Origin of the sequence: Leptothoe sp. ISB3NOV94-8A (assembly GCF_043421595.1) — a bacterium.
In the GTDB taxonomy this organism is placed as follows: Bacteria; Cyanobacteriota; Cyanobacteriia; order Phormidesmidales; family Phormidesmidaceae; genus Leptothoe; species Leptothoe turfae.
The window spans coordinates 4794951-4819728 of the sequence record NZ_JAXSQW010000001.1; the positions used below are offsets into that span (position 1 = coordinate 4794951).

The 24778-nt window shown below is 48.2% G+C and carries 24 protein-coding genes; 13 read left to right on the top strand and 11 right to left on the bottom strand.

From position 1 onward, the window contains the following. Positions 1-159 precede the first annotated feature (159 nt). From SPB21_RS20405 to SPB21_RS20415, 3 genes are all read left to right on the top strand, one after another. Positions 160-516 carry a YkgJ family cysteine cluster protein gene (locus SPB21_RS20405; RefSeq protein ID WP_163662486.1) on the top strand — a complete coding sequence of 119 codons (357 nt, stop codon included), beginning with the start codon at positions 160-162 and terminating at the stop codon, positions 514-516. Positions 517-663: 147 nt separating this feature from the next. After that, positions 664-1029 (top strand): TMEM165/GDT1 family protein, encoded by a 366-nt coding sequence (locus tag SPB21_RS20410; protein WP_163662488.1) that lies wholly within the window; start codon positions 664-666, stop codon positions 1027-1029. 15 nt (positions 1030-1044) lie between these two features. Further along, the gene (locus SPB21_RS20415) at positions 1045-1335 is read left to right on the top strand and encodes a TMEM165/GDT1 family protein (RefSeq protein ID WP_163702580.1); all 291 of its coding nucleotides are present in this window, start codon (positions 1045-1047) and stop codon (positions 1333-1335) included. Between the two features lie 11 nt (positions 1336-1346). On the opposite strand, the gene SPB21_RS20420 is transcribed toward SPB21_RS20415, so the two are convergent. Both SPB21_RS20420 and SPB21_RS20425 read right to left on the bottom strand, forming a co-directional pair. Next, a complete protein-coding gene (locus SPB21_RS20420; RefSeq protein WP_163702579.1) occupies positions 1347-1889 on the bottom strand; it encodes a DUF4149 domain-containing protein in 543 nt (180 codons plus the stop codon). Between the two features lie 160 nt (positions 1890-2049). After that, positions 2050-3384 (bottom strand): glycosyltransferase family 2 protein, encoded by a 1335-nt coding sequence (locus SPB21_RS20425; RefSeq protein WP_163662494.1) that lies wholly within the window; start codon positions 3382-3384, stop codon positions 2050-2052. A gap of 301 nt (positions 3385-3685) precedes the next feature. On the opposite strand from SPB21_RS20425, the gene ebsA reads away from it, so the two are divergent. The 5 genes from ebsA to SPB21_RS20450 all read left to right on the top strand — a co-directional run bounded on the left by ebsA (position 3686) and on the right by SPB21_RS20450 (position 7130). Next, positions 3686-4060, top strand: a complete 375-nt coding sequence (gene ebsA / locus SPB21_RS20430) for a type IV pilus biogenesis protein EbsA (protein ID WP_006516254.1) — start codon at positions 3686-3688, stop codon at positions 4058-4060. Positions 4061-4293: 233 nt separating this feature from the next. Beyond that, positions 4294-5379: a DRTGG domain-containing protein gene (locus tag SPB21_RS20435; protein WP_163662495.1), complete on the top strand. Its 1086-nt coding sequence runs from the start codon at positions 4294-4296 to the stop codon at positions 5377-5379. A gap of 109 nt (positions 5380-5488) precedes the next feature. Next, positions 5489-6004 carry a DNA recombination-mediator protein A gene (locus SPB21_RS20440; protein WP_163662497.1) on the top strand — a complete coding sequence of 172 codons (516 nt, stop codon included), beginning with the start codon at positions 5489-5491 and terminating at the stop codon, positions 6002-6004. Positions 6005-6121: 117 nt separating this feature from the next. Then, positions 6122-6559: an MAPEG family protein gene (locus SPB21_RS20445; protein ID WP_006516258.1), complete on the top strand. Its 438-nt coding sequence runs from the start codon at positions 6122-6124 to the stop codon at positions 6557-6559. A gap of 79 nt (positions 6560-6638) precedes the next feature. Further along, a complete protein-coding gene (locus SPB21_RS20450; protein WP_163702578.1) occupies positions 6639-7130 on the top strand; it encodes a YajQ family cyclic di-GMP-binding protein in 492 nt (163 codons plus the stop codon). 39 nt (positions 7131-7169) lie between these two features. Here the strand turns inward: SPB21_RS20450 and SPB21_RS20455 are convergent, their stop codons facing one another. The 3 genes from SPB21_RS20455 to SPB21_RS20465 form a co-directional block, all read right to left on the bottom strand. After that, a complete protein-coding gene (locus SPB21_RS20455) occupies positions 7170-7667 on the bottom strand; it encodes a GNAT family N-acetyltransferase (RefSeq protein ID WP_499867604.1) in 498 nt (165 codons plus the stop codon). Then, a complete protein-coding gene (locus SPB21_RS20460; RefSeq protein ID WP_163662503.1) occupies positions 7651-7830 on the bottom strand; it encodes a DUF8624 family small hydrophobic protein in 180 nt (59 codons plus the stop codon). The genes SPB21_RS20455 and SPB21_RS20460 overlap by 17 nt, the downstream gene beginning before the upstream one ends. 80 nt (positions 7831-7910) lie before the next feature. Further along, positions 7911-9707: a sodium:solute symporter family protein gene (locus SPB21_RS20465; RefSeq protein WP_163662505.1), complete on the bottom strand. Its 1797-nt coding sequence runs from the start codon at positions 9705-9707 to the stop codon at positions 7911-7913. A gap of 231 nt (positions 9708-9938) precedes the next feature. Between SPB21_RS20465 and SPB21_RS20470 the strand changes: the two genes are divergently transcribed. Beyond that, entirely contained in the window at positions 9939-10475 is a 537-nt protein-coding gene (locus SPB21_RS20470) for a hypothetical protein (RefSeq protein WP_499867605.1), read from the top strand. A 19-nt stretch (positions 10476-10494) separates the two neighbouring features. Here the strand turns inward: SPB21_RS20470 and SPB21_RS20475 are convergent, their stop codons facing one another. Further along, positions 10495-11253, bottom strand: a complete 759-nt coding sequence (locus tag SPB21_RS20475; RefSeq protein WP_163702575.1) for a HEAT repeat domain-containing protein — start codon at positions 11251-11253, stop codon at positions 10495-10497. Between the two features lie 146 nt (positions 11254-11399). Then, positions 11400-12701 carry a glutamate-1-semialdehyde 2,1-aminomutase gene (gene hemL, locus SPB21_RS20480; protein ID WP_163662511.1) on the bottom strand — a complete coding sequence of 434 codons (1302 nt, stop codon included), beginning with the start codon at positions 12699-12701 and terminating at the stop codon, positions 11400-11402. 307 nt (positions 12702-13008) lie between these two features. Here hemL and hisIE point away from each other — a divergent pair, with 307 nt between their 5' ends. From hisIE to SPB21_RS20495, 3 genes are all read left to right on the top strand, one after another. After that, the gene (hisIE, locus tag SPB21_RS20485) at positions 13009-13650 is read left to right on the top strand and encodes a bifunctional phosphoribosyl-AMP cyclohydrolase/phosphoribosyl-ATP diphosphatase HisIE (RefSeq protein ID WP_499867606.1); all 642 of its coding nucleotides are present in this window, start codon (positions 13009-13011) and stop codon (positions 13648-13650) included. 82 nt (positions 13651-13732) lie between these two features. Further along, positions 13733-14914 carry a DNA double-strand break repair nuclease NurA gene (locus tag SPB21_RS20490; protein ID WP_163703655.1) on the top strand — a complete coding sequence of 394 codons (1182 nt, stop codon included), beginning with the start codon at positions 13733-13735 and terminating at the stop codon, positions 14912-14914. A gap of 376 nt (positions 14915-15290) precedes the next feature. Then, the gene (locus SPB21_RS20495; protein ID WP_163702573.1) at positions 15291-16034 is read left to right on the top strand and encodes a phycobilisome rod-core linker polypeptide; all 744 of its coding nucleotides are present in this window, start codon (positions 15291-15293) and stop codon (positions 16032-16034) included. Positions 16035-16109: 75 nt separating this feature from the next. Here the strand turns inward: SPB21_RS20495 and SPB21_RS20500 are convergent, their stop codons facing one another. The 4 genes from SPB21_RS20500 to groES all read right to left on the bottom strand — a co-directional run bounded on the left by SPB21_RS20500 (position 16110) and on the right by groES (position 22654). Then, the gene (locus tag SPB21_RS20500; RefSeq protein WP_163702572.1) at positions 16110-17936 is read right to left on the bottom strand and encodes a DUF3685 domain-containing protein; all 1827 of its coding nucleotides are present in this window, start codon (positions 17934-17936) and stop codon (positions 16110-16112) included. A 71-nt stretch (positions 17937-18007) separates the two neighbouring features. Further along, on the bottom strand, positions 18008-19831 hold the full coding sequence (locus SPB21_RS20505; RefSeq protein ID WP_499867607.1) for a hypothetical protein: 1824 nt from the start codon (positions 19829-19831) through the stop codon (positions 18008-18010). A 677-nt stretch (positions 19832-20508) separates the two neighbouring features. Next, the gene (gene groL / locus SPB21_RS20510; protein WP_163662520.1) at positions 20509-22137 is read right to left on the bottom strand and encodes a chaperonin GroEL; all 1629 of its coding nucleotides are present in this window, start codon (positions 22135-22137) and stop codon (positions 20509-20511) included. Between the two features lie 205 nt (positions 22138-22342). After that, entirely contained in the window at positions 22343-22654 is a 312-nt protein-coding gene (gene groES, locus SPB21_RS20515) for a co-chaperone GroES (protein WP_006516274.1), read from the bottom strand. Between the two features lie 388 nt (positions 22655-23042). On the opposite strand from groES, the gene SPB21_RS20520 reads away from it, so the two are divergent. Then, entirely contained in the window at positions 23043-24476 is a 1434-nt protein-coding gene (locus tag SPB21_RS20520) for a two-partner secretion domain-containing protein (protein WP_163662522.1), read from the top strand. Positions 24477-24778 lie beyond the last annotated feature (302 nt).

Here is a 24778-nt window from a genome sequence, read left to right on the forward strand (position 1 = left end):
TGCGCACACAAGCGCACCGTCATTTTACCTGGTTCGATCCCACCGCTTTTAAGAAAGTTTACAAAATTCCAAAAACTTTGATAACAAACCTGGTCAGACGTCTAATCCCCTGGCCCTTTATTCTTGTATAAGCCTCATCCCGCTAAGGACAAAGACAATATGGCCACGTGGCAATGTGTAAAAACCTGTGGTGCTTGCTGCAATCTCACCCCAGCCGATCGACCGAATTTAGCCGACTATCTCACGCCAGAACAGCTAAAAGTTTATATGGGCCTGGTGGGTCCAGACGGTTGGTGCATCAATTACGACACAGAACAGCGTGTATGTAAGATTTACGACCAGCGTCCCAGCTTTTGCCGTGTACAGGCGGACACGTTTGAGCAAATGTTTGGGGTCACTGAGGATGCACTCAATGACTTTGCCATCGACTGCTGTCAAGAACAAATTAGTGGCGTCTATGGCAACAAAAGTGAAGAACTGGATAGGTTTGTAGCTGCTGTCGGCATAGAAGACTGAAAAAAGTAATGGTTTTATTTTGAGCGTTCAGTTGCTGTTTAAGGGGGGCATGTGAGCATGCATGCCACTTTAGACAGCTAAAAAACATAGCTCATAGTTCTCCTAACCCTTGCTCTTGCAATCTTCCTGACAGATAATGAAGCAAATATGAAAGACTTCTCTGTGACATCCTCCACCTCCATACAGCCTACGGGCACTGAGCAGCCCACAAAAAAGACGCCCCAAGCCAAAGCAAGCTTTTGGGGCGTCTTTCTTTCAACATTCGTCACAATTTTTCTGGCGGAATTGGGAGACAAAACACAGGTTGCAACCTTGTTAATTAGCGCTGAATCCCACAAGCCACTTACGGTATTTGTAGGAGCAGCGTTAGCTTTGATTTCAACGAGCCTCGTGGGAGTAATAGTGGGCCAATGGTTAGCGCGTCGGATTTCCCCTGAAACCTTGGACACCTTAGCTGGGATTTTACTCCTAATTATTTCCGTCGGCTTAACGGCTGAAGTTATTGGTCTTTAGAGAATTATTGCCATCATGTCATTTGATTGGAACTTACTCAGCGTTAGCTTTATCACCGTCTTCCTATCAGAATTAGGTGATAAGAGTCAGCTGGCAGCCATTGCCTTAGGGGGTAGCTCGTCATCACCTAAGGCCGTATTTTTGGGGACTGCCAGTGCCCTGGTGTTCGCTAGCTTTCTAGGGGTTTTATTGGGAGAAGGCACAGCACAAATATTACCAACGCAAATTGTTAAAGGCGCTGCAGCTATTGGGTTTGCACTACTAGCAATCCGCTTACTGTGGCCTGATGGGGAAACCGACGGATAGGCTGACTCACGTTACTCACTAAACTGAGCAGCAATATCGACATAGCACAGACGCAATAGAAATCCAAGAATCAATACTTTGATAGCTTCCAAACCCCAGTAAATTCCATGGATCCAGACCATGGCATGGGGAATGATGTGAATGGTCCCTGGCATATCCAAAACAATGCCAATAGAGCCTATGTAGGGAGTCAATACATAGGTATAGGTCAGAGCGATCGCGACCAAACTAATCGCCAACAGCAACGCCCATCGGCTACGGCTGCCGCTAACCTCAACGGAGTATTCAGCATGGGCCTGGCGCATGGCCAACACCCCAGTTAAGATCAACCCTGATAAAAGCATTTCCACATGGTTGAAGAGCTCAAATAAACTGTAGCCAGCACTGGCAAACCCCGGAGCAGTCATCATGCCATTCATATAAAGCATCGGCATGACCACAAAATCGAGAATCAGGCTACCACCAATCCAAAAAACTGCAAGAAAGAGAACAGCACTATCCCAAGCAAACTGTCGTGGAGACAGCTTGGGTAGCGACAACGTGAAATGTGTCATGGATTAAACCAGATATATAGATGGGTATGTCCCAACGCTAACCGATTTAGTCAGTAAAAAACGTGAAAAAACGTTGCGATATAAGCATTGCAACGTTTTCTTTAGACTCATAACGCCAGTCTTTACGCCAGTCTTTATTTTATAAAGTCGGCTTCACCCATTAGGCACTGGCCGTTTCACCAGCGTGGATAGTCTTGACCCACTTCAGCCGCTTTGGTCGTACAGCCATACGAGTCGTTGCAAAAGCCATAACCACAACCCAATGGGTCATATATAAGGTGCCTTTAATTGCCCGCACCATTGCCATGGGTAATGATACGTTTTGAGTGCGGTATATGCCCATGGTCATTCCCCAATACGATACACCAACCGCCAAAGTCGTTAGGGGAGCAAACACAGGTGGCTGGCGCAGTGCGATCGCAACAATAAAGTCTGGCAGTGCCACAATCGGCAACATATATTGCAATATCCAATACATCAGCATATCAACGGACTTATTCCAGCCCAGCCGATTGCGGACAAGTAACCGCCAGTAATCTAAATAACGCTGATAGCCCCCCTCAGCCCAGCGATTACGCTGATGCCAGAGAGCGACACCGCTAGTCACCCCTTCTTCACCCACAGTTGGCATATCCAAAAAACCAATATTCCACTGATGTAGATGCAACTGAACGGTCAGATCTAAATCATCGGTAATGGTCATTTCATTCCATCCACCACATTGAGCGATGGTCGTATGGCGCACAAACTGACCATTGCCCCGCAGTTCTCCAATGCCACAGCGGGCTGACCTTTGCTCCTGGTAGTAACGATCTAAAGCCATTTCAGCAGCTTGCCCCTGGGTCCAAAAATTAGTGGCACTGTTAACAATGGACTTGCGCACTTGAATTGCCCCAGTGCGATCATTGGCAAATAGCGGCACCACTCGACGCAATAAATCAGCAGGGACCTGAGCATCAGCATCAAATACAGCCAAAATTTCTCCGGTAGCCCTTGGCCAAGCCAAGTTAAGCGCACCAGACTTGCCCCCAGTTGCCTCTGGGCCACGGTGCAGAACCCTTAACCTGGGATACTCATGGGTTAACTCGTCCAATATTCTGCCGGTATCATCATCACTGTTATCGTCAATTACCCAAAGCTCATAACGATCTTCGGGGTAGTCCAAATTACAGAGAGACTCCACTAAATGGGCAATGACAGCCTCTTCATTTTTAGCGGCCACTAGCAGGGAAACAGGCGGACAGTCCGGTTCAGCCAATGCAGACGGTACGGCAGCCCGATTAGGGCTAATGGCATAAGTAGCATTAGCACTCACAATGCGCACCATATAAAGTGCAACCAGCCCAGTAACGGCCCAAACCACTTGCGCGCCCCACATTGCCCAGTGCAACATCACCGTTACACTCCACAGAAACACTAAAGCAGCCAAAGCTTTCAGGCGACGTCCCTCCGAAAGATCATCCAGTAAAACATCAGATACCGTTTCAATCGCCATAGGTTCCGTGTAATAGGGTTGTTGGGTTACAGGTTATTAATATCTTATTAAAATCTGTTACACAGTATCTTCTTTAGACACACCTTCTCTGAAATCCTCTTATTTTGAGGTGCTTGAGGCAAAGGTTTCTGTGGGTACACTAGTGCTCGGCAGAATTAAGTTGCAGACATCTTGGTTACTGACGCGCTGCGCCCCTGCAACAGATAAGAACCAAGGTCTAGCCAGACCTAGAGGCGTTTACTTGACGCCTCTATTTGCCTAAGTTCACTATGTCTTGAGACAGATTCCACTGCTAAACGCCATGCCTATTGCAGACATTCAGCCCGCTCCCAAACAAGATGTCGGTGTTTATATGCCCTATTACCAGGGCAATAAACGTAAGGCTCTCCCCTATGCCATTGGCCTTTATAAACGTGGAAACCTTGAAGGGGAGCGCCGGATCGAAGGCGGTGAAAGCATTGCCTTTTTAGCAACCTGGAATGTGTCAATGTTGCCTGCTGACTTAACTCAATGTCGGATGCAGTTTGATGGTGATGCCGAACTAACCTATGAAATCACCATGGCCACCTTTGAATTTGTTGATTTTCTAATCGATGTAGTGACTGCTATGCGTCTAAAGCGGTCTCCTGACTTTTCCAAATCCTTTTACCGCAGGCTGCTAAGAATGGATGAGTAAGTTATGGCACCGCTAATGAGTTCGGTGTTCACTAAGCCCTCAACCTGATTTAAGTCATATACCAATAAGCGTTGTGTAGTACTGTAGTCAACTGCACGACGCTTATTTTTAGGCCCTGAACATGTTAAGCACCTAATCAAAACACTTCGGTAAAAGTTAAGGTTTTGTCCAATTGCGAACAGCTCTCCATGGCACAATGGGGGGTAGCCCTATTGGTAGTTAGGAGTTATAGTGTGCCCAATCCATCAAAGCACCTGCTGATTGGCTCAACAGAGCCCTACAGCGGCAAGTCGGCCACCATAACCGGGTTGGCCTTGCAGCTTCAGGATCGCGGTATTGATATCGCCTATGCCAAACCCGTTGGTACTTGTCCTAGCGATGAGGCTGGTATCGATGAAGATGTTCGATTCATTTCCAAAATTTTAGAGCTACCGACATCGCGTCTGCGTCCAACGCTGCTATCTCTGGATGCGCAGACAATCCAGAAACAGTTGACGGAAGAAAACTCTGCGATCGACCCCCAACAAATGGCTACATATCTAGGTGGTCAAGGGGAAGATCTATTGCTGATTGAAGGACCAGGCACCCTCGAGGAAGGGACGTTGTTTGGCTTGTCGCTCACTCAGCTAGCGAAGGTAACCGAAGCTCAAGTCATGCTGGTGGCAAGATTTCATTCTGTGTTGATTGTTGATGGTCTTTTGGCTGCTAAGCAAAAGCTCGGTGATCGACTCATGGGTGTTTTGATTAATGATGTCCCCATGGATCAACTGCAGGATGTAAACACCAACGTTAAGACCTGTCTTGAACGTCATGGGATACCAGTTTTGGGTATTTTACCCAGCACTCCGCTAATGCGCAGCGTCAGTGTCGGAGAGCTTGTGCATCAACTCAAAGCTGAGGTCCTTTGCTGTGAAGAGCGTATGGATCTGATGGTGCAGAGCTTAAGCATTGGAGCCATGAACGTCAACTCGGCCCTCAAGTATTTCCGCAAAGCTGACAATATGGCCGTTATTACGGGTGGTGACCGGGCTGATATTCAGCTGGCTGCTTTGGAAACGTCGACCCAGTGCCTGATCTTGACAGGACATATTGCTCCGCGCCCAGATATCACTAGCCGTGCTCAAGATCTAGAAGTCCCCATCTTGTCAGTTGACCTAGATACCCTGACGACGGTCGAAATCATTGAGAAGTCATTTCAGGAAGTTCGATTGCAGGAGCCTATTAAGGTGCAATGCATTCAATTACTGATGGAACAACACTTTGATGTAGATAGACTCATGGCTGAGTTAAATTTGTCATCACCGGCGGTAACGGCTTAAGGCTGACCTAGGAGGCCATTAGAAGTCAGTCAGAAATTATGGATATCAAGGCTTGGGGACAAGGGTTTGGTAGAATTGGCCAGTCCCTTCATTAAAACTATATAAACCCTTGAGTCAGTCCCTTGATACTCCCATCGAATCGCTTAAGGTAGATGATTTTTTGCAGGAGCTTGCTGCCATTCAGCAGTCTGGCTCTAAGCGCATTGCTATCTTGGGTTCCAGACATGTACCTATTACCCATTTGCGCCTCATTGAGCTCATGAGCTACGCATTGGTACTTGGCGGCAATCGTCTGTTGACCTCTGGGGCGACTGGGACTAATGCCGCAGCCATCCGTGGGGCAATGAAGGCAGATCCGAACTTGCTGACGGTTATTCTGCCGCAAAGTTTAGAACGTCAACCGCGTGAATCTCGTGAACAGCTGGATTCAGTGATTCACCTGGTTGAAAATTCGGCTAATGATCGACTAGAGCTGGCAGAGGCCAGTTCACTCTGCAACCAAGAAATTATTTCCCGCTGTCAACAACTGATCTGTTTTGCATTTCATGACAGTAATACACTGTTGCAAACCTGTAAGGATGCTGAGGAACAGCGCAAGATTGTAACGCTGTTCTATTTTGATTAGGACGGTGAGGTCCTATCCAATTGTCTATAGATGACTATCTCTAGGTAAGTCGTTGGTCATGAATCTGAAGCTTTATGACCTGAATCATTTCCTTATTAATGCTAGAACACTGGATCTGTGAGCTTACTATCCCTGCCTAATCTTTTTTTGTATAGTCTGCCAGTGGCGGCCTTTCTAATTTATGTGCCCTACCTGGTGGTGGCTTCAGAGCGAGTTAAGTTAGCTCAATCTATGGACGATCCCATAGAGGCTTTGGCTCGTCCACGCTTTTATACGGATAAGCTACCGAACTATGCGATGCGGGCTAACTGGGCCCATCAAAATTCGTTTGAGTCATTTATTATCTATTCTCCAGCTGCTGTCATGGCCTACATTACAGGGCAAGACAGTACGGCTGCGCTATCAGCTGTTGTCGCTTATCTAGTTGCTCGGCTGCTGTTTTCGGTATTTTACATTCTGAATGTGGCATCGTTGCGATCGCTAATGTTTGGCATCGGTAGTCTCAGCATCTTCAGCCTCTATTTCATGAGTTGTAAAACCATCTGGCTACAATAGTTTTTAGCCTCGCGCTTTCCATCTCTAGATGGTGGGCAATGCCCACCCTACGGCCTAATACTCTCCATTCACCTTGCTAATGGCTTCTACCTATTCATTTGATGTGGTCAGCGATTTTGACCGTCAAGAACTAGTCAATGCCCTTGATCAGGTACGTCGTGAACTAAAAAGCCGCTACGACCTCAAAGATACTAAAACCACGCTGGACTTAGGTGAGACCAATATTGCCATTGAAACCGCCAGTGAAATGACCCTTGAAGCAGTGCATACGCTGATTCAGACCAAAGCCGCCCGGCGAAATCTATCTATGAAGATTTTCGACTTTGGCAATATTGATGCGGCCAGTGGCAATCGTGTGCGCCAGGATATTGAGTTGAAAAAGGGCTTAAGCCAGGAGGTTGCAAAAAAAATCTCCAAGATGATTCGTGACAACCTGAAAAAGGTTCAAGCATCGATTCAAGGGGATGCAGTGCGAATTTCAGCTAAGTCCAAGGATGATTTGCAAAATGCAATTCAGCTAATTAAGCAAGAAGATTGGCCCGTTGCTTTGCAATTCCAAAATTATCGTTAGGCTACGGGCATAGTAGAGTCTCAAAGAGCAGCTTTTACGCTATAGGTCTAATGTTAACAGCGTCGCCTTAGACTCATAACCTAGGCTGTTGTAAAGGCTGAGGGCAGCTAAATTATCTGTAAATACCTGAAGGCTAAGCTGGTCATAGCCTTGAGCCTTGGCCCAGTTTTTGGCGTATTGCATCAGCTGACGACCCAGGCCTTGGCGGCGGTAGCCAGGGAAGACATAGACCAGATAAATATAGGCCTGCAATGCCCCGGTTAACTGATTCATAGATTGCCCTAACCATAGACAGCCCAAGGATTCTCCCGTAGTAGTAGCCGTGAAACCGACACGAGCACCGCTCTCCGACTTCTCTAACCACCACAGGGCTGAAGGGCCTTCAAGATATAGTTCAACGGTTTTCGTCAAATGGCCTAGCTGGGTAGCACCTAATTCTGCATAGGCATTACCCATGGTGGCAAGCAACCTTGCCCGATCCAAACTAGATCCTTGAACTAAGCGATACCCTGGGGGCCAATCAAACTCCAAATCCATTCAGCAGTAGGGCTTTACCCATCATAGCCAGGTCATCACCATCCATGGGAGCTGGGGCCAGCATGTCGCTCGGCAGCCAGATTCGCGCACTAACAGCCACCATCGCCACTAGAAAGACGAGCAAAATCAGAAACGGAATAACGTAGGAGCGAATGATGGACATGATTTAGATCCGAGTCTCAGAGTGGGTTAACAGTTATCTATTAAGTATCGTAACGTTTTGTTGAGGGTAAGCCTGACTGGCTACGGCAAAATATCATCGTCGTCTAACCCTGGGCGAGGCACCGGTACGATGGGTTGCCGATTTAAGTGGCGTAACCAGAACCACCCTGCTACGGCCACAATTAGCGATAGCCAGCCCCCTAAAGAATTGAGCAATAAGAAACCGCCCACGGCAAACATGGCACCAAAAAGCAGTAGTAGTGACGCAATTACCCGCTTAAACTCTAAACCCAGATTTTGCAACGGTCTTACCCCTGTACGCTGTCGCTGTTTTTGCCAACCAGGACCACCGGGTCGGACACGACGATAAAAGTTGTCCAAGGTTTCGTCTGATTCTGGGGGGGTAGCAAACATAGCGATCACCCAAATCACAGTAGTCATACCAGCCGTGACGAGTAGACGCAAACCAAAATCATCAATTTGAAACCAAGGTGCACTGCTAGTCAATAAACCAATCAGGAATCCAGCAACCATCGAACTTAGCTCTGCTGCCGCATTAATCCGCCACCAGAACCAGCGCAAAATCAGAACTAATCCAGGACCGGTGCCAATGGCAATCACCAGGCGGAAAACAGTCGCCACATCTGAGGCAAAAAAGGCTGCTGTGGCTCCCAGGGCCGTCACAATTACTGACGTCATGCGACCAACATTGACTAATTCAGCCTGGGTAGCGTCTGGATTGATAAAGCGACCGTAGAGATCATTCGTTAAATATGAAGCCCCCCAGTTAATGAGCGTTGACACCGTGCTCATAAAAGCGGCAATCAACGATGCGACCACTAAGCCCAGCAGTACAGGAGGTAAAAAGTCGAGCATGAGCTTGGGATATCCCAATTCGCGATCGGCCAAGTCTGGATAAATGGCCACAGCAGCCAGCGCCACAATAATCCAGGGCCAGGTGCGAATGACGTAGTGCAAAATATTGAAAAACCAGGCCGCTTTCTCAGCCTCACTCTCGTTTTTAGCGGCAACCAGACGCTGGATGAATTCTCCACCCCCATCACTACGACGAAAGGCCCACCATTGTAAAAAGACATAGGCTGTAAAGGCACTGGCGGGAATACCGGCGACCGTACTCCAACCAAGGCCACCGTTAAAGGTGATGGGTAAGATGCTAAGAATATCGAAATCAGTATTGGTTTGGGCCTGATTGATCAGGTTTTGCATGCCACCAACGGAGATGACGGATGCGATCGCAACCACAATCGCTCCAAAGAGAGCCAGGAAGAATTGGAAAAAATCCGTAGCGACCACCCCCCACAGCCCCGAAAAGCCTGCGTAAAACAGCACCAAAATACTGACAACAATCACGCTCCAGAGCTTCATGCTCTGATTGGGTTCAATGCCCAAACTTTGCCAAAGTTCAAGAGCATCCACCACTTTGACCATGGCTAACATGGCATAGCCGATACCAATGCAATTAATGGGTACCGCAAACAGAAATGCTTTCACACCTCGCAATAAGGCAGCCGTTTTGCCGCCATAGCGAATTTCTGTGAGTTCAGCATCGGTCACCACTTCAGACCGTCGCCACAGCCGCGCAAAAATATAAATCATCACGACGTGGGCAATGCCAAAGCTCCACCACTCCCAGTTACCAGCAATGCCACGGGAGCCGACCACACCTGCCACATATAACGGAGTATCGATGGAGAATGTGGTAGCCGCCATACTTGTGCCCGCTAACCACCATGGCAATGACCGACCCGAGACAAAAAAGTCAACTAAACTTCCAGAGGCTTTACGCGATAAGTAGACGCCTAACACCATCGTAAAAATGAGATAGGCCAACACAATCAGCCAATCAATTAGCAGCATGGGTGTGAACTATTGGAGATTCTGAAGCGACAGCCCAAATCATCCCACACGGTGATCAACTGTCGCAAAAGGGCGTTAAGCAATGTACGACCTGGATACCTGATGATTTCATCCGGGAAATTTTGATAGGTTGACGATTTTTGTGAAGCTTACGCCCTTCGCAGCCATGCAATACGAAAATGCCTAATCACTTACTGAAGTTGTTTCCAGAATTCCTTAATAGCTCTCTCTATGTTTCGTACCCCTGTGTTGCTTGTGGGTAGCCTGTTGCTCATGGGTCCAGCTGCGCTTGCGCAAGCGCTGACTGGTCAGTTCGCACAAGGCCTTTCACCCTCCAGCCGTGATGACTTTGAGCGACTAGACGATTTGATTATTCCAATCGAGGCCACATCAGGCAGTTGTCCCCAAGAAGTTCGCTTTTGGAAAGAAACCCATCGCAACTTCGAAGCTGGTGAGAATAGTGGCATTATGCTTGATGTCTCCAGCGTCAGCCGAGGAAAAACCGAATTTATCGATAGCCAGGAGTACTCTGTTACCTTCAGAACACCCCTTGCGCCGGAATTTTATAATTGCGTTGGCAAACTTGGCGAAAGCGAAGAACATTACCGACCTCTATACAGCCTTTGGTTTGAGGAAGGACATGTTTATTTTCACTTTGATATCAGTCCAATTGCACCGGAGCCTCATGAAAACTGGTACTTTGCGACTATTACTCATCAGGAAATTGTCGGCCAGTATCCCTATGTTCGCTGGGCTGCAGGCGATTAGGTACCGACTGACAATCGGGCTAAAAATCTTGTTCTTGTTCAATTTCTTCGACGACTTGTAAACCACGCGGATCACCCAAATTGAGTATGGCAGCTCGGGCATCATCCCTCACACCTAAATCCTCATCGTCGGCAAAGGTTTCGATCAGTGCATCAATGGCCGTTGCATAGACCACGTTATAGGTTAAGTCCTTGCACAGTTCACCAATGGACCAGGCACAATTGCTACGCACAATGGCAATTGGGTCATTGCGCATGGTTTTAACCAAGGCTGGGATAGCTTTCAAAATCGCCTCAAAGCTGATTTTTCCCATTTGGCCTAAGGCACTGGCCGCCCAGAGCCTGACCACAGACATATCATTCTCAATGGCCTCCACCAGGGGCACAACCGCCTTCTCATTACGACAGTTACCTAAGGCCCAAACCACAGCTTTACGCACATAGCCATGGGAGTCATTTTGCAATTGCGCAATCAGAGCATCCACAGCCGTCTCACTGGGATTTCGACCCAGGGCATAGGCCGCATTGACTCGTACCAGAGGGCTTTCGTCACCTAATAGGTCAATCAGACGAGGTATGGCACGGGGCTCTTGAATTTTATAGAACGCACGGGCTGCCAACATCCGCTGCTGCAAGTCATCTGACTCTAGCAGTGGCAGCATTTGGTCAGGGTTATAGCGAGGTCTATCGTCCTCTAACGGAATGTCATCTAAAGGATCGATAGGTGTTTCTAAGCCGACCTCAGTTTCTAAAACTTTGAGAGCATCTATATCGTCCATGTTTGAAAGAGGAAGGAATAAAACTTAGGTAATGGCCCACATGAACCATTACCCAGCATGCGTTTATAAAAAGTAATTGACCTCGAACCGCCTTGACAGCGGGCGGCTTTAATAGCGGGCCGCTTATTGAAAGCGACCCTTACTTTTTAGAGCGCAGACAAAACAGTACGTGCTGCAGCTAACGTGTTGGCAATGTCATCATCGGTGTGGGCAAGAGACGTGAATCCAGCTTCAAACTGAGAAGGTGCCAGGTATACCCCTTGCTCCAACATGCCACGGTGGAAACGGCTGAACTTAGCTAAGTCAGATTGTTTAGCATCGTCATAGTTATGCACAGGTCCTTCAGTGAAGAATAGGCCAAACATAGCGCTGATGTTGCCACCACAGACAGCATGGCCATTTTCACGGGCAATTTCTAGCAAGCCTGTGATCAACTTGTTGGTTTTCTCTTCAAGCTGCTCGTAAGCACCAGGGCGACTCAAAATTTCCAGAGTCTTGATACCGGCAGTCATGGCCAGAGGATTACCTGACAAGGTACCAGCCTGATACACAGGACCCGCAGGTGCGATCATTTCCATAATCTCGCGGCGACCACCATAGGCACCCACGGGCAAACCACCGCCAATAATCTTACCCAAGGTGGTCAAATCAGGAGTGACGCCAAGCTTCTCTTGCACACCACCATAGGCAATGCGAAAACCAGTCATAACTTCGTCAAATACGAGTAATGCACCATCGTCTTGAGTTATTTCACGCAGCCCCTCAAGGAACCCAGCATCAGGCGTCACAAAGCCAGAGTTACCAACGATGGGCTCCAGAATAACACCAGCAATTTCACCGGGATTCTGCTCAAATAGGGTTTTGACAGCCTCAAGATCGTTGTAAGGCGCAGTCAATGTAGCTGCTGTGGTGCTCTTGGGTACACCAGGAGAGTCCGGTAGACCCAGGGTGGCTACACCAGACCCTGCCTTAACCAGGAACATACCTGCATGACCGTGATAGCATCCTTCAAACTTGATCACTTTTTCACGCTTGGTGAATGCCCGCATCACTCGCAATACCGACATACAGGCTTCGGTACCAGAGTTGACAAAGCGTACCATCTCGATGCTGGGAACGGCGGCAATCACCTTCTCAGCGAGCACATTTTCCAGGTAACAGGGTGCTCCAAAACTAGTTCCCTTTTGTAGGGCTTCCATCAGGGCTGCATTCACTTCGTCATTAGCATGACCGCAAATAGCAGGCCCCCAAGTACCGACATAGTCGATGTATTCATTGCCGTCAACGTCCCAAATATGAGAGCCCTTAACGTGGTCGAATACAATGGGTTGGCCGCCAACGGACTTAAAAGCACGCACGGGAGAGTTAACGCCCCCAGGCATTAAGTTTTGGGCAGCCGCGAAAATCTCATCTGATTTTGTCGTTTTTAAAGATGTGGTAGTAACCAACGGGCTCTCCTTATGGTTAAAAGTCGTTTGTCGAAGGGGTAGGATGACAGCCTTACATGGCTGCCATTGTGAAAGGATACGAGTGAAATGCCTGAATCCATAATTTAGATGGATACCTCGTCAGGCAACTGATTGCGCCCCTCAGAGCGGCATTAATCAGGATGGCGAAGATCGCAGTATTCTCAATCGTAGCGTTTGTGATTACACCGATTGCAATATGTTAAGGAATGTAGCAAAACAGTAAAAGCCCGCCAACTGCGACAATAGAGCTGCACTGAGCTGCATTGATACTGAACTAACACGGATCATGAGTACCCCGCTTTCTTTTGTTGGCGCTATCCCCACTGAAAAAATTCGCTACAACGACCAGGGCCTGGTACCTGCGATCGCACAAGACTATTTAGATGGCACCGTGCTCATGATGGCCTGGATGAACCAAGAATCCCTACAAAAAACCTTGGAAACAGGCGACGTTTGGTACTGGAGCCGCTCCCGTCAGGAGCTATGGCATAAGGGAGCCACCTCCGGTCATTTACAAAAACTAAAGGCTATTCGCTATGACTGCGACAGTGATGCCCTGTTGCTAACCATTGAGCAAGTCGGCGATATCGCCTGCCACACAGGGGAACGCAGCTGTTTCCACCAGGTGGATGGGGGCATTACACCACCGGCAGCGGATACGCTATCTCAGGTGTATGGGGTGATTTGCGATCGCAAAGTCAACCCTCAACCTGACTCTTATACCAACAAACTTTTCGCAGGTGGCGACAATAAAATCCTCAAAAAAATCGGCGAAGAATCTGCCGAAGTGGTGATGGCCTGCAAAGATGACGATCCTGATGATATTGCCGGGGAAGTTGCCGACCTGCTCTATCACACCCTTGTCGCTCTGGCCCATCACAACGTAGATATCAAGGACGTCTATCGGAAGCTGCAATCACGTCGATAACGCCATGTTTAGAGACGTTCCATGGAACGTCTCTAAATAATCAACCCATGGCACAATAGCAGTACAAATGCCCTATGGTGCCATGGCCATCAAACCGTCTCAAATCCAGGCAATTCTGCAAAATAAACGCACCCATTTTGAAACCTTTGAAAAGAGGCAACAATCGAGTCTGGATATTTACCAAACGGCCTGGCAGGCATTATGCGAGACACCTAAAAAAAAGCTAGACGCCTGGCTAGCACGTCAGAATGGCACCATTGGTGCAAGGCCTTTGGCATCTCTAAGTGATACAGAGCAAGGCATTCATCGTAGTAGGCTGCAGTGGGGAAATCGAGAACACAGTCTGCAATGGGTTAATGAACACCTGCAAGGCATCACCACATTTGCCGTAGACGGTTCTCAGATTTTTCCGAGCAAGGATTTGTCCCCTCCCATTGCTCTGGTACAAATTGGCTGGTTTGAAAATCCCCATACCTCAGCAGCAGATTACACCAAAGATATTGAGCTCGATGTGATGACTCCCAGGGATTTAGAACTGGGGGATACATCAAAACCTCTAGATCGGTTGGTCAATAAACATCGATTTAGGATGGAAATTCGGCGTTTGGTGGAGTACATCGAACAGGTCAGCGATCCTGAACACTGTCTGGTGTTTTTTGATGGGGCTTTGGTCGCCACGTTTGCCGATGCCTATGAAGATGAGGATCGTAAAGAGTATGTCGAGGCTTTAATCAGCTTATTGGAGGCTAGCGAGGAATACCGTGTGCCGCTGGTGGGCTATGTAGACACTAGCTCTGCCCACGATTTGACCACATTGCTAGAGCATCATTCTGCCAGCGTCGCAGCCATTCCGAAGGTGACCGATGCTCAGCTATTGAATCGATACATGCAATGGGGTGACTGTACGCCGATTTTTCAGTGCGATCGCACCGGCATCCTTGCTGAATACAAAACCCGAGATAAAGACTACTCTGACCGCATCATATTCAGTTATCTCAAAACCAACCAGGGCCCTCCAGCCCGCCTTGAAATGCCCCGCTGGCTCCATAAAGCTGGCATTATCGACCGCGTCCTTAACTGGGTACGGGCTGAAATTATCGTTGGTGGCGGCTACCCCTACGCCATTGAAACCGCTGATCAAACGGCTGTGTTACAAACCAACGACCGCCAAATTTTCTTTCGCATCCTCCAAGACTGGGCCAGCCAAGAAGACTTACAGCTGCGCTGGTCTCGCAAAATGATGAGCAAGCTGCGTCGCCGATAAAGGTAACGGAATATTACAGCTTTTCATATTACGAGCCTCTCCCACTCAGAAACCAAATAATATATTTTGCCCGTAGATTAAATAAGTATTTTTACTTAGGCCTAACGAACTCAGCGTTTTTGTTCATATATAAAACCAAACGCTATCCATAGCATGCCTCGACGGTTAATTAGTAAATCATTTACTTTTGTTGTGTTTAATTGCGTTTCAGTACGTATTTTTCTGACTACTCCCTTCATATCCATAGGATAAATAACGAATGGAGGACGAGAACTCCTTATATAACTGCATTTGGGTGGTCTCAATGGCTACCCTGCAGTTTTTTTTCTGGCATTGCCCATAACAAGGATTTGAAACGCAAAAGGACTTGACCCTGATGACTTTACCTTTGTTAAGCTATCCCACCAGTTGCCAAAACCAGCGTGTGAGCGGTTTTGAAATCCCCGGTGATGAGCAGCCCCGTATTTTTTCCACCGCGTTGCTACCCGATGCCCAGGAAGTTGACATTCTGATTCTTGCGGCCTACCGCCGCATTTTTAATGAGCAGCAGCTCTTAGCCTGCCATCGCGATCGCTTTTTAGAATCTCAGCTGCGTAGCTCCCAAATATCTGTACGAGAATTCATCCGTGGCCTGCTACTTTCTGAATCTTTTAGACGACTGAACTACGAGTGCAGCAACAATTATCGCTTTGTTGACATGTGTGTTCAGCGGGTGCTGGGGCGTCAGGTTTACGATCGGCGCGAAACTCTCGCCTGGTCAATTGTGCTAGCCACCGAGGGTATCCAAGGATTTGTTGACGCATTGCTAAACAGCGATGAGTACCTGGATAACTTTGGTGAAGAGACTGTGCCTTATCAGCGGCGACGCATTCTACCTCAGCAAGCCATGGGTGAAGTTCCCTTTGAACGCATGCCTCGCTACGGTAGCGATCATTTAGAACAGCTCACTGCCCTAGGTAATGACTTTTCTGCCACTGGCAGCGACTTCCTCTTTGGCGATGGTATGCCTCCCGAAGGACTGCGGAAAGTCGGTGCGGTTATTACAATCGCAGGCGCTATAGTCCTAAGCAGCGGAATCTTGGCCGTCATCCTATCCTGGTTTGGCTGGTTAAAGATCTAAGAAGTAAGTACCTGACTGCTGGAAGCTTATCGCTTCCAGCAGTCAATTCTCTCTAAAACTGAGCAGATTAAGACTCTACTCCCACTCATTAAATGTCGGTGGAGCCTGCCGTTGCCTCGTGCGACGGGTATCTTGCCAGGCACTACCAATGCCTTGCAAAATACCGCGACCCACGAGACCAATGCCGCGACCCACTACTTCAGTGAGTACGTAAACTACGCTGCTACCCACCAAGGAAACTAACGCTCGTACCCTTGGACTAAGGGCATCACGGGTTTCAAGCAATAAAGTCATGGCCCAGGGTAACCCTGAAAGCTGGTCTAACTCCTGGCGACGGGGGGCATAGATAGAGGAGCTGATGATACCCCTCGGTCCTAAGGTATATAAACGATACTGGCTCTCAAAGATGGCCGTTGGCTCATCGACTAAACGATTCCAGCGATAGCGCCAAGAGAGGTCATTACGAAAGCGTTCAATATCTCGAGTAGAGATAATCCGACGACTATACAATCCCTTTTTGATCGCCTCCACATCTGCCAAGCGATTAAGCAAGGGTTGCATGACTGCATTACCGATTTGGATCAGCAGGTTTTCTAAAAGTTTTTCACTATGGGCTAAAGCCTCAGGCGTGGTGGCAATATAACTCGTTCCATCTATCACCATGGCATCTTGAAATAGCCAATGGCTCAGCAGTTCTGGGACTAATGGAATGTGATTGAGGATTTCCTGTTCAACGCTATCTTTTTCTTGATACAGCACTGCCACCAGTTCTTGTTCAACACCGTTTAGAGGCACCATGTAATAGCGGCCAAAAAATTCTTCGATGGTAGCTACCCACAGATCCCGCAAAAGCTGAGGGAATTTAAAACGTAGCTGCCCTGGTTGTAGGGACGATTGCCGCAGATCATCCAATAAATCTTCAAACCGGCGAAGAACAATAAACAGCAGTTCCCGTTTTTTATCGAGGCGGAGGATGTCAATTTCCAGCGGCTCCGATGTTGTATTTTCTAAACCAGTCTGAAGCTTCGCAAAAACAGCTTCAAACACCATATTTTGAACATCACCACTGCGAAGGCTCAAAGAACTGGGCCCTGGGACAGTAATTGCTGCCGCCGCCCCGACAGAGTTGGGGCGTGGTCGTGATGCCATGGGCGCACTGGTGCGTCTCTGCAGTCTGACATTCTTTTTCACCCAACCAGCATCGGTGTATTTGTGAGTGGCCCACAGCTGCTTAGTCAACCAACGAGCTGCTTTGAGCTCACGCATTTTGCCAGTTAAAACTTGGCGCTCTAACCAGGACAGGCGGGGACGACGCAGTTCAGCTGATGTTTTGGCCAACTGTTGATCGATTTGTTCTAAACCCGACAGCCGCATGCTTAAACGCATCGCTGTCAGCGGTCCTGGAATCTGAAGCGATGATTTAGAACTGGATTCTATGGTTTTACTAGCCCCTCGACCGACTGTACGAATCAGCTGGGCGAGTTCGCGCACAGGCATACTGCGGGTACCATAACCATCGGCTCCGACCTGACGAGCAGCCGCTTCTAACACAGGCTCATCGCGAGCGCTCAGCACTAATACAGGAAGATTTGAGAACTCAGTTTTAATGGATTTACATAACTGTAATCCTGAACTGCTAACGGGCTCTGTGCTGGCATCACTGGCACCTAACCCCAAGTCTACAATGACTAAATTAATGGGTCGTTGTCCACGCAGCGTGGGGTCCGTAAATGCATTAGCTTGGGTGCGGGCATATTTCCGAATAATCCCCATGGCTTCAGATGCATTAGCCGCCTCAGCTGCAATTTGAAACCCAGGTAACTGCTCTAGCCAGACCCGTAACCCCAATCGAAAGGTGGGATCTTCATCCACCAGCATTAATTGCAAGGGCCGTTCACTCATGCCGCCTGATGTCGTTTTATCGGTTTAATCAGTTCTAGTATCCCTCACAGGTCTAGGATATGGATGAATGACTATTCATGATCGTAATGGCCATCTTCTTCGTAGTAGTCATCATCTATTGGTTGCTGTAGCGACTGAATATAAGCGCGTTCAGCATCCCAAATAGAGATTGCATTTCGGGCTTCACGATATAAAGCACGACCAGAGGCAATGCGAGCAGCCAATGCGATCGCATCCGACAACCGACCTTGATAAGCTAGCTCCTCAGCTTCATCTAAAATTGGTCGATCTTCAGCAATTTGAATCCGATTAGTCCAATTCTTAATCGAGTCCTGTGCTTGACTATACAAAGCTCGTCCTTTTTGGATCTTGCGAGCTTCCGTAATCGCATCCCGTAGCTTGCCCTTACTCGCTAAATCAAGCGCCTTGCTATAGAGGGGCTGATCCTCTAAGACCTGGATTTGCTTAGACCATTGGGCAATTTTTGTTTGAGCATCGATCCGTAGCGCTCGACCTTGTTGAATTTTTCTAGCTTCAACAATGGCCGCCTGTAAACTCGCCTTATCTCCACTGTCCGCCAGCTGCTGAGCTCGAACCAATGCAGGCCGATCTTCAATGCGTTGAATCTCTTTGGACCAATGGGATATCAAGGTTTGAGCTTGCTGACGCTGGGGTCGGTCGGTCGTAATGATCTGCGCCTGCTCTATAGCGAGCTTCAAGGAAGCCTTTTGATTAAGGTGAGCCATGAGCGTAGCTCCATAGAGCTGCTGTAGATCACTGAGCTGTTTCGTCCATAGCTCTAACTTTGCCTGGGCGTCTTGATAAAACGGACTCTCACGACCAATGTCTTGCACCGCCTGGATAGCATCCATCAAATTTAGGACATCTCCATAGGTGGGCTCCCAATCTTGCTGGAATGCGGCTAACCGCTGAGCATGGGCAAATTGAACCAAATCTTGAGCTTCTGACTTAGTGGCCAAGTCCGCTGGCACTTTTTGAATAATTGCGATCGCTCCAGCTAAATCATCCTGCTCCCACTTTTGCAATCCATAGGTCAGTAGCACATCAGCCCAGTCCGTCAATAACGGTTTAGCCTCAGGCCAGGCATGGCTTTGCACCTCAATCTGTCGGATCAAGGTCAGCGCCTCTGCCAGACTCTCCATCTGACCATCGCTAGCCAGAGTTTGTGCCTTGATTAGGGTACGACGAGCATCTTCTTCGCGTTGGATATGCTGCCCCAGATAGCGATGCCGATCTTTGAGCCAATAATCACTGGTCAAACGCTTAATGTCTCGTAGCTGCTGACGGGCACCACTCCAATTTTGATTACCCACGGCTTCTATCACCACAGCCGAAATTTCTTCACCCTTTGCCCATTCTTGCAGCCAACGCTCTGAAGCGACCTGGGCTTCTGCATAGATTTCAGCCCGAGGTGGAATATAGCCCAACAATTGGGTCGCTCGGTCTATATGCCCCTTCTGCATGCGCTGTTGTGCCAGCTTCAATAGCCCCTTAGACCAACGATTAGCCACCTCTTGAGAATCTTGATAAAGAGGGTGGGTCTCATCCCAAGCAGAAATTAGCTGTATCCCAGCCACCAAATCCTGCTCAGCCCCCGATACTGCCGATTGCCTAGCACAGTAAAGTCGCTCACTGTCAGCACTAAATACAGATATTCGATCACAGTTGGGCAAAGGGGGTAAACGGGTAATCAAGGCGACCGCCCATAGACCCAGAGCACTTGACGCTACCAGCAACATCAACCACACACTTGACCAGAACCAAGCCTGTCGCCCTCTCGATTTACTTCTACCCTCAAGACTTACCAAGTCTTTCCCCGTAGAGTCTGCGGGCGATGAATTAAATTGTTGTGGATCAGTAGGCGTAGCAGTCATTAGCAACAGCGTCCCAGACAGTGCAGGCCATTAACGGATAGGTCTCCCCCGAAAAAATCGGGAAAAAATCAATGGGAAGGAACAATATCCACACTGGGTCTGACTGTTCTAACGCGAGCCGTCAGGGATGTAAATATCGCTTTTGGCTTAACTTGCTAAAGCCACCCTTTAAAAATTCATATGGATTAGCCCATCTTCAGGCTACTTGCTCCTACAAAGCATTGACTGGGTTAGCAAAGCTATCCAGCGACTAAACCAAAATTTTGCTGTCATTGTAGAGGCAATTGACTAAATTACACAGGTTTTCGGAAAAACCTTTGCTTACAATAATTTAAGTGCTCCTTCAAAATGAGTTTGCCCCGCTAAATCACCTCCAAACCATTGACTGATTGATATCCTTCAATGAGTGGCTGCATTAGTTCAGGTATGTTCCTTTAAGTGGTAAACGGTGACAGCTCAGCCATGACTCAGACCACAACGCAGACCCAAAAATCAGTCTCTGCAATCTGCACCATCACAGACTCCTGATGCCATGGTAGTAGTTATAGCCCCGTAGAGCGATATCGGTGCATGCCCTCAATCACCAATGACAAAAGCGGCAGGTGAGAAACACCAACCGCTTTTAGTTCACAGTTATCGACACTCAAAAGCATCGACTAATGGATTGTAGGAGCAGCTTAGTAGTCGAAGTCACCCATACCGGCACCAGCACCAGCAGCTTCCTTAGGCTCAGGCTTATCAACAACGATGCACTCAGTCGTCAATACCATCGCAGCAATAGACGCAGCATTCTGAGTCGCAGAGCGAGTTACCTTAGCAGGGTCAACAACACCAGCCTGCAACATATCCACGTATTCGTTAGTTGCTGCGTTGAAGCCAATGTTAAAGTCCTTCTCCTTGACGTGCTCAGCGACAACAGCACCGTTCTGACCAGCGTTCTCGGCAATGCGCTTGAGGGGAGAAGTCAAAGCACGGGTGACAATCAAAGCACCAGTCAGCTCTTCGCCAGTGAGATTAGCATTAGACCACTCTTCTAGACCAGGAGCCAGGTGGGCCAAAGTAGTACCACCGCCAGGAACAATACCTTCTTCAACGGCAGCCTTGGTTGCGTTGATGGCGTCTTCTAGACGCAGCTTACGGTCCTTCATCTCAGTTTCAGTCGCTGCACCAACTTTGATGACAGCAACACCACCGGAAAGCTTAGCCAGACGCTCCTGTAGCTTCTCCTTGTCGTAGCTGGAATCAGACTCTTCGATTTGACGACGAATCTGCTCGCAGCGTGCCTTCACATCGGCTTCGTTGCCTTCGGCTACCAGGGTGGTATTGTCCTTAGTAATGGTGATGCGACGGGAGGTACCCAGCATGTCGATGCTGACGCCGTCGAGCTTAAGACCCGCATCTTCAGTGATGACTTGACCACCAGTTAGAACAGCAATGTCCTCAAGCATGGCCTTACGGCGATCGCCAAAGCCAGGCGCTTTAACAGCGGCTACGTTAAGCACACCGCGCAGACGGTTAACCACAAGGGTCGCCAGGGCTTCTTTCTCGATATCTTCAGCGATAATTAGTAACGGTTTGCCGGAGCGGGCAACCTGCTCAAGCACGGGAACTAGATCCTGTACCAGGGCAATTTTCTTGTCAGTGAGCAGCAAGTAGGGGTCATCTAGAACCGCTTCCATGCGCTCAGTATCGGTGGCGAAGTAAGGGGAGATATAGCCCTTATCAAAACGCATACCTTCAGTGATCTCCAGCTCAGTCGTCATAGACTTGCCTTCTTCCAAGGAGATGACGCCTTCGCGGCCAACTTTCTCCATGGCTTCAGCAATCATTTTGCCGACTTCTTCATCGTTACCAGCGGAGATAGTACCTACCTGGGCAATGGAAGTAGAGTCACCAACGGGCTGGGCTTTCTCGGCAATCCGCTCTACGAGGTAAGCAGTTGCTTTCTCGACACCGCGCTTGAGTGCGATCGCATTTGCACCAGCCGCCACGTTACGCAAACCTTCCTTAACAATGGCGTGAGCCAATACGGTTGCAGTGGTAGTTCCGTCACCAGCCGCATCGTTAGTCTTAGAAGCTGCCTGACGAATCAGAGCAACACCTGTATTTTCAATGTTGTCCTCTAGTTCAATTTCCTTAGCGATGGTGACACCATCGTTAACGATTTGAGGAGAGCCAAATTTCTTTTCAAGAACGACGTTACGTCCCTTGGGGCCAAGGGTAACAGCAACGGCCTCAGCCAAAGTATCCATGCCTTTTTCCAAGGCACGACGAGCATTCTCGTTATATATGATGCGCTTAGCCATGAATCAACCTATGTTTCAGAACGTTTGAGAGGGGTCTGGGGTGGGTACAAGAAGCAAGCTTCTTTGAGTTTGCATTTTTGAGTTTTGGGCTCTTAGTTAAGGCTTTTAGGCTTTATGTCACCCACCAAAAAGTCAACTACCTCTGACTTTTTGGAATACCTTTAATTCAAAATTCAAAACTTAAAACTCATAACTGAGCTGGTGCTTAGCCAACGACTGCAAGGATATCCTTCTCAGAAAGCAATACGTAGTCTTCACCACCCAGCTTGATATCAGTGCCTGCATACTTGGAATAGAGGACCTTGTTACCAACCTCTACATCGGGAGCTTGACGGCTGCCGTCATCGCCACGCTTACCAGGACCCACTGCAGTAATTTCGCCAACCTGGGGCTTTTCCTTAGCGGTATCAGGTAGCAAAATGCCGCCAGCTGTCTTCTCTTCAGATGCGCTGACCTTGATCAGAACGCGATCACCTAGGGGAGTGACACTTGAAACACTCAAAGAAATGGCTGCCATAGTTTTCTCCGAACTTTGATAGATCAATCATTCGGCAATTGCACCAAGGCGATATCAGTTCGCCTGAGCAGTCCCTTTTTCCAACTGAAGGATCTGATAGGGAAAGGAGCCGCAACCTGAACACGGTTTAGCACTCTCTATTGCCGAGTGCTAATTTATCGCTTGAAGAGAAGCGATCGCAACAGATAGAGGGGTACGGGTTCCCGAACTTAGTGATTCCTCAAAACTCCTAGCAAACTTTATGGTTTCAACACAGTGATCTTCACAGCTGCTTCAGGTTGTATTAAAAATTCCTCGTATTATTTAAATGAATGGGTGCCATCTGTAGTTCTTGATACATTTTCACCTAGTGCATATGCTGACACGTTGTCTAGCAATTGCTAGTCCCATGAATTTCAAATTTTCCCTGCTCTTAAATGCCCTGCCATTATGGATAATCGGTCTACAGGGAGTAGCTTCTGCACAGGTCTCACCATCATCAGAAGCATCCGTTACAGCACCAACCCATATCCAACCAGCAACGTCCGACACAAGCGTTGTTAGGCAGTCTAATCATCAGCTCAATATTTTAGGTGGGCAGTCTTCAGGCGGGGTTGAGCCTAATTTAGTTCATCAGTTTCACCAGTTTGATGTAGGTTCTGACAATGCCGCCAACTTCATCGTTGCCCCAGATGTTGCCAACGTCATCAGCCTGATCAACAGCACTCAGCCTTCAGCTATCGATGGCTTACTCCAAATCACTAGCGATGATCCAAACCTGCCAAGCAACGCCAATCTTTTTCTAGTCAACCCGGCGGGCATTATTTTTGGGCAAGATGTCACCCTGAATCTGCCTGCAAATCTGACTGCTACCACAAGTTCCGGTCTTTTATTTAACGATAGATATCTCCTATCTGTAGATGGATCCATTAGTGAAATAGCTCTCTCAGACCACCAATCTGAGCACCATTCAGGAACACCCAGCATTAGGAATCTCGTTGGTAACCCTAATGGCTATCTACTATTCACAGGATCAACCAGTTCAGAAATATCAGCCCCATTCTCCACCGCACTGCCTACAGGTAGCATCGAAAACCAAGGCACCCTTCAAGTCCCTCCCCAAGCATCCATCACCTTAATTGGCCAATACATTCAAAATGACGGCAATTTGACTGCCCCCGGTGGCAATGTCAATCTAGTCGCGGCCTCTGGAGACAACCTTCTGAGACTCACCCAACCAGGTAATATTCTCGGCCTGGAGGTAATTCCGGCCGACACTCTCCAAACCATCGCTTCTACTGAAGCACAGTCCGCCATAACCCTATTACCAGCCGCGAATCTAGCGGAAATGCTGACCGGTGGTGAAGATAATAATGCAACTCAACTCGCAATCACTGCTGACGGTGCTTTTGTCTTAAACAACACCCCACCCCTAACACCAACCGCAGGCACAGTTTTAATTCGCGGCACTGTGGATATTTCCGACAGCGCCATACCTGCCCCCAATAGACTCCCAGGTCAGGTCAATATCCTTGGAGATCAGATCAACCTCATTGGAGGCAGCATCTATGCCAATGCCGTCGACCAAGCAGGCACCATCTCTATCGGTGGCATGCCCGTTGTAGATACCTTCAGTGCTACCTATGTCTTAATTGACCGTAGCTCTGAGCTTTCTGTCGACTCATCAGAGGCCAACGGGGGTGTTATTAACGTATGGGCTAGTGACACTGTTCGTTTCTATGGTGAAGCAACCGCAGATGGGGCCTCATCAGATTTAGATGGTGACATATCAATTAATGCAGGCAACTCACTGGATGTGCGTCGACCAGCCGTCAGCCGATAAACACATTGCTACAGCAGCCCGACCCACTCAATCAGTTCAGCAATTGAATACACCACATAGCGGTGTCGTTAGTTTAACGACCCGCTTTTTTTAGCAAGCAGATCCGTCAAAAACAGACTCCATCAAGCATGCATCATATCCGTAATACCACCTGAATTCAACCAAGATTGATGTGTATTTTTCATAAAGCTTACGTACTTTCAAGGAGCTTCTCAAGAAAAAGTGTCACTCTGGAAAAACCCCTAAAAATAAAGTTTCAAGAGACTATACCCCCCTCAACAAAATCTCTTCGAAACATCAAT

Excerpts from the sequence above, each read along its gene's own strand:
- SPB21_RS20455 (WP_499867604.1), bottom strand. The coding sequence starts at position 7,667 with ATGGATTTGGAGTTTGATTGGCCCCCAGGGTATCGCTTAGTTCAAGGA.
- hisIE (WP_499867606.1), top strand. The coding sequence starts at position 13,009 with ATGAGTACCCCGCTTTCTTTTGTTGGCGCTATCCCCACTGAAAAAATT.
- SPB21_RS20425 (WP_163662494.1), bottom strand. The coding sequence starts at position 3,384 with ATGGCGATTGAAACGGTATCTGATGTTTTACTGGATGATCTTTCGGAG.
- SPB21_RS20505 (WP_499867607.1), bottom strand. The coding sequence starts at position 19,831 with ATGACTGCTACGCCTACTGATCCACAACAATTTAATTCATCGCCCGCA.
- ebsA (WP_006516254.1), top strand. The coding sequence starts at position 3,686 with ATGCCTATTGCAGACATTCAGCCCGCTCCCAAACAAGATGTCGGTGTT.
- SPB21_RS20500 (WP_163702572.1), bottom strand. The coding sequence starts at position 17,936 with ATGAGTGAACGGCCCTTGCAATTAATGCTGGTGGATGAAGATCCCACC.
- SPB21_RS20450 (WP_163702578.1), top strand. The coding sequence starts at position 6,639 with ATGGCTTCTACCTATTCATTTGATGTGGTCAGCGATTTTGACCGTCAA.
- groES (WP_006516274.1), bottom strand. The coding sequence starts at position 22,654 with ATGGCAGCCATTTCTTTGAGTGTTTCAAGTGTCACTCCCCTAGGTGAT.
- SPB21_RS20465 (WP_163662505.1), bottom strand. The coding sequence starts at position 9,707 with ATGCTGCTAATTGATTGGCTGATTGTGTTGGCCTATCTCATTTTTACG.
- SPB21_RS20405 (WP_163662486.1), top strand. The coding sequence starts at position 160 with ATGGCCACGTGGCAATGTGTAAAAACCTGTGGTGCTTGCTGCAATCTC.
- SPB21_RS20460 (WP_163662503.1), bottom strand. The coding sequence starts at position 7,830 with ATGTCCATCATTCGCTCCTACGTTATTCCGTTTCTGATTTTGCTCGTC.
- SPB21_RS20520 (WP_163662522.1), top strand. The coding sequence starts at position 23,043 with ATGAATTTCAAATTTTCCCTGCTCTTAAATGCCCTGCCATTATGGATA.
- SPB21_RS20470 (WP_499867605.1), top strand. The coding sequence starts at position 9,939 with ATGTTTCGTACCCCTGTGTTGCTTGTGGGTAGCCTGTTGCTCATGGGT.
- groL (WP_163662520.1), bottom strand. The coding sequence starts at position 22,137 with ATGGCTAAGCGCATCATATATAACGAGAATGCTCGTCGTGCCTTGGAA.
- SPB21_RS20410 (WP_163662488.1), top strand. The coding sequence starts at position 664 with ATGAAAGACTTCTCTGTGACATCCTCCACCTCCATACAGCCTACGGGC.
- SPB21_RS20420 (WP_163702579.1), bottom strand. The coding sequence starts at position 1,889 with ATGACACATTTCACGTTGTCGCTACCCAAGCTGTCTCCACGACAGTTT.
- SPB21_RS20415 (WP_163702580.1), top strand. The coding sequence starts at position 1,045 with ATGTCATTTGATTGGAACTTACTCAGCGTTAGCTTTATCACCGTCTTC.
- SPB21_RS20475 (WP_163702575.1), bottom strand. The coding sequence starts at position 11,253 with ATGGACGATATAGATGCTCTCAAAGTTTTAGAAACTGAGGTCGGCTTA.
- SPB21_RS20490 (WP_163703655.1), top strand. The coding sequence starts at position 13,733 with ATGGCCATCAAACCGTCTCAAATCCAGGCAATTCTGCAAAATAAACGC.
- SPB21_RS20495 (WP_163702573.1), top strand. The coding sequence starts at position 15,291 with ATGACTTTACCTTTGTTAAGCTATCCCACCAGTTGCCAAAACCAGCGT.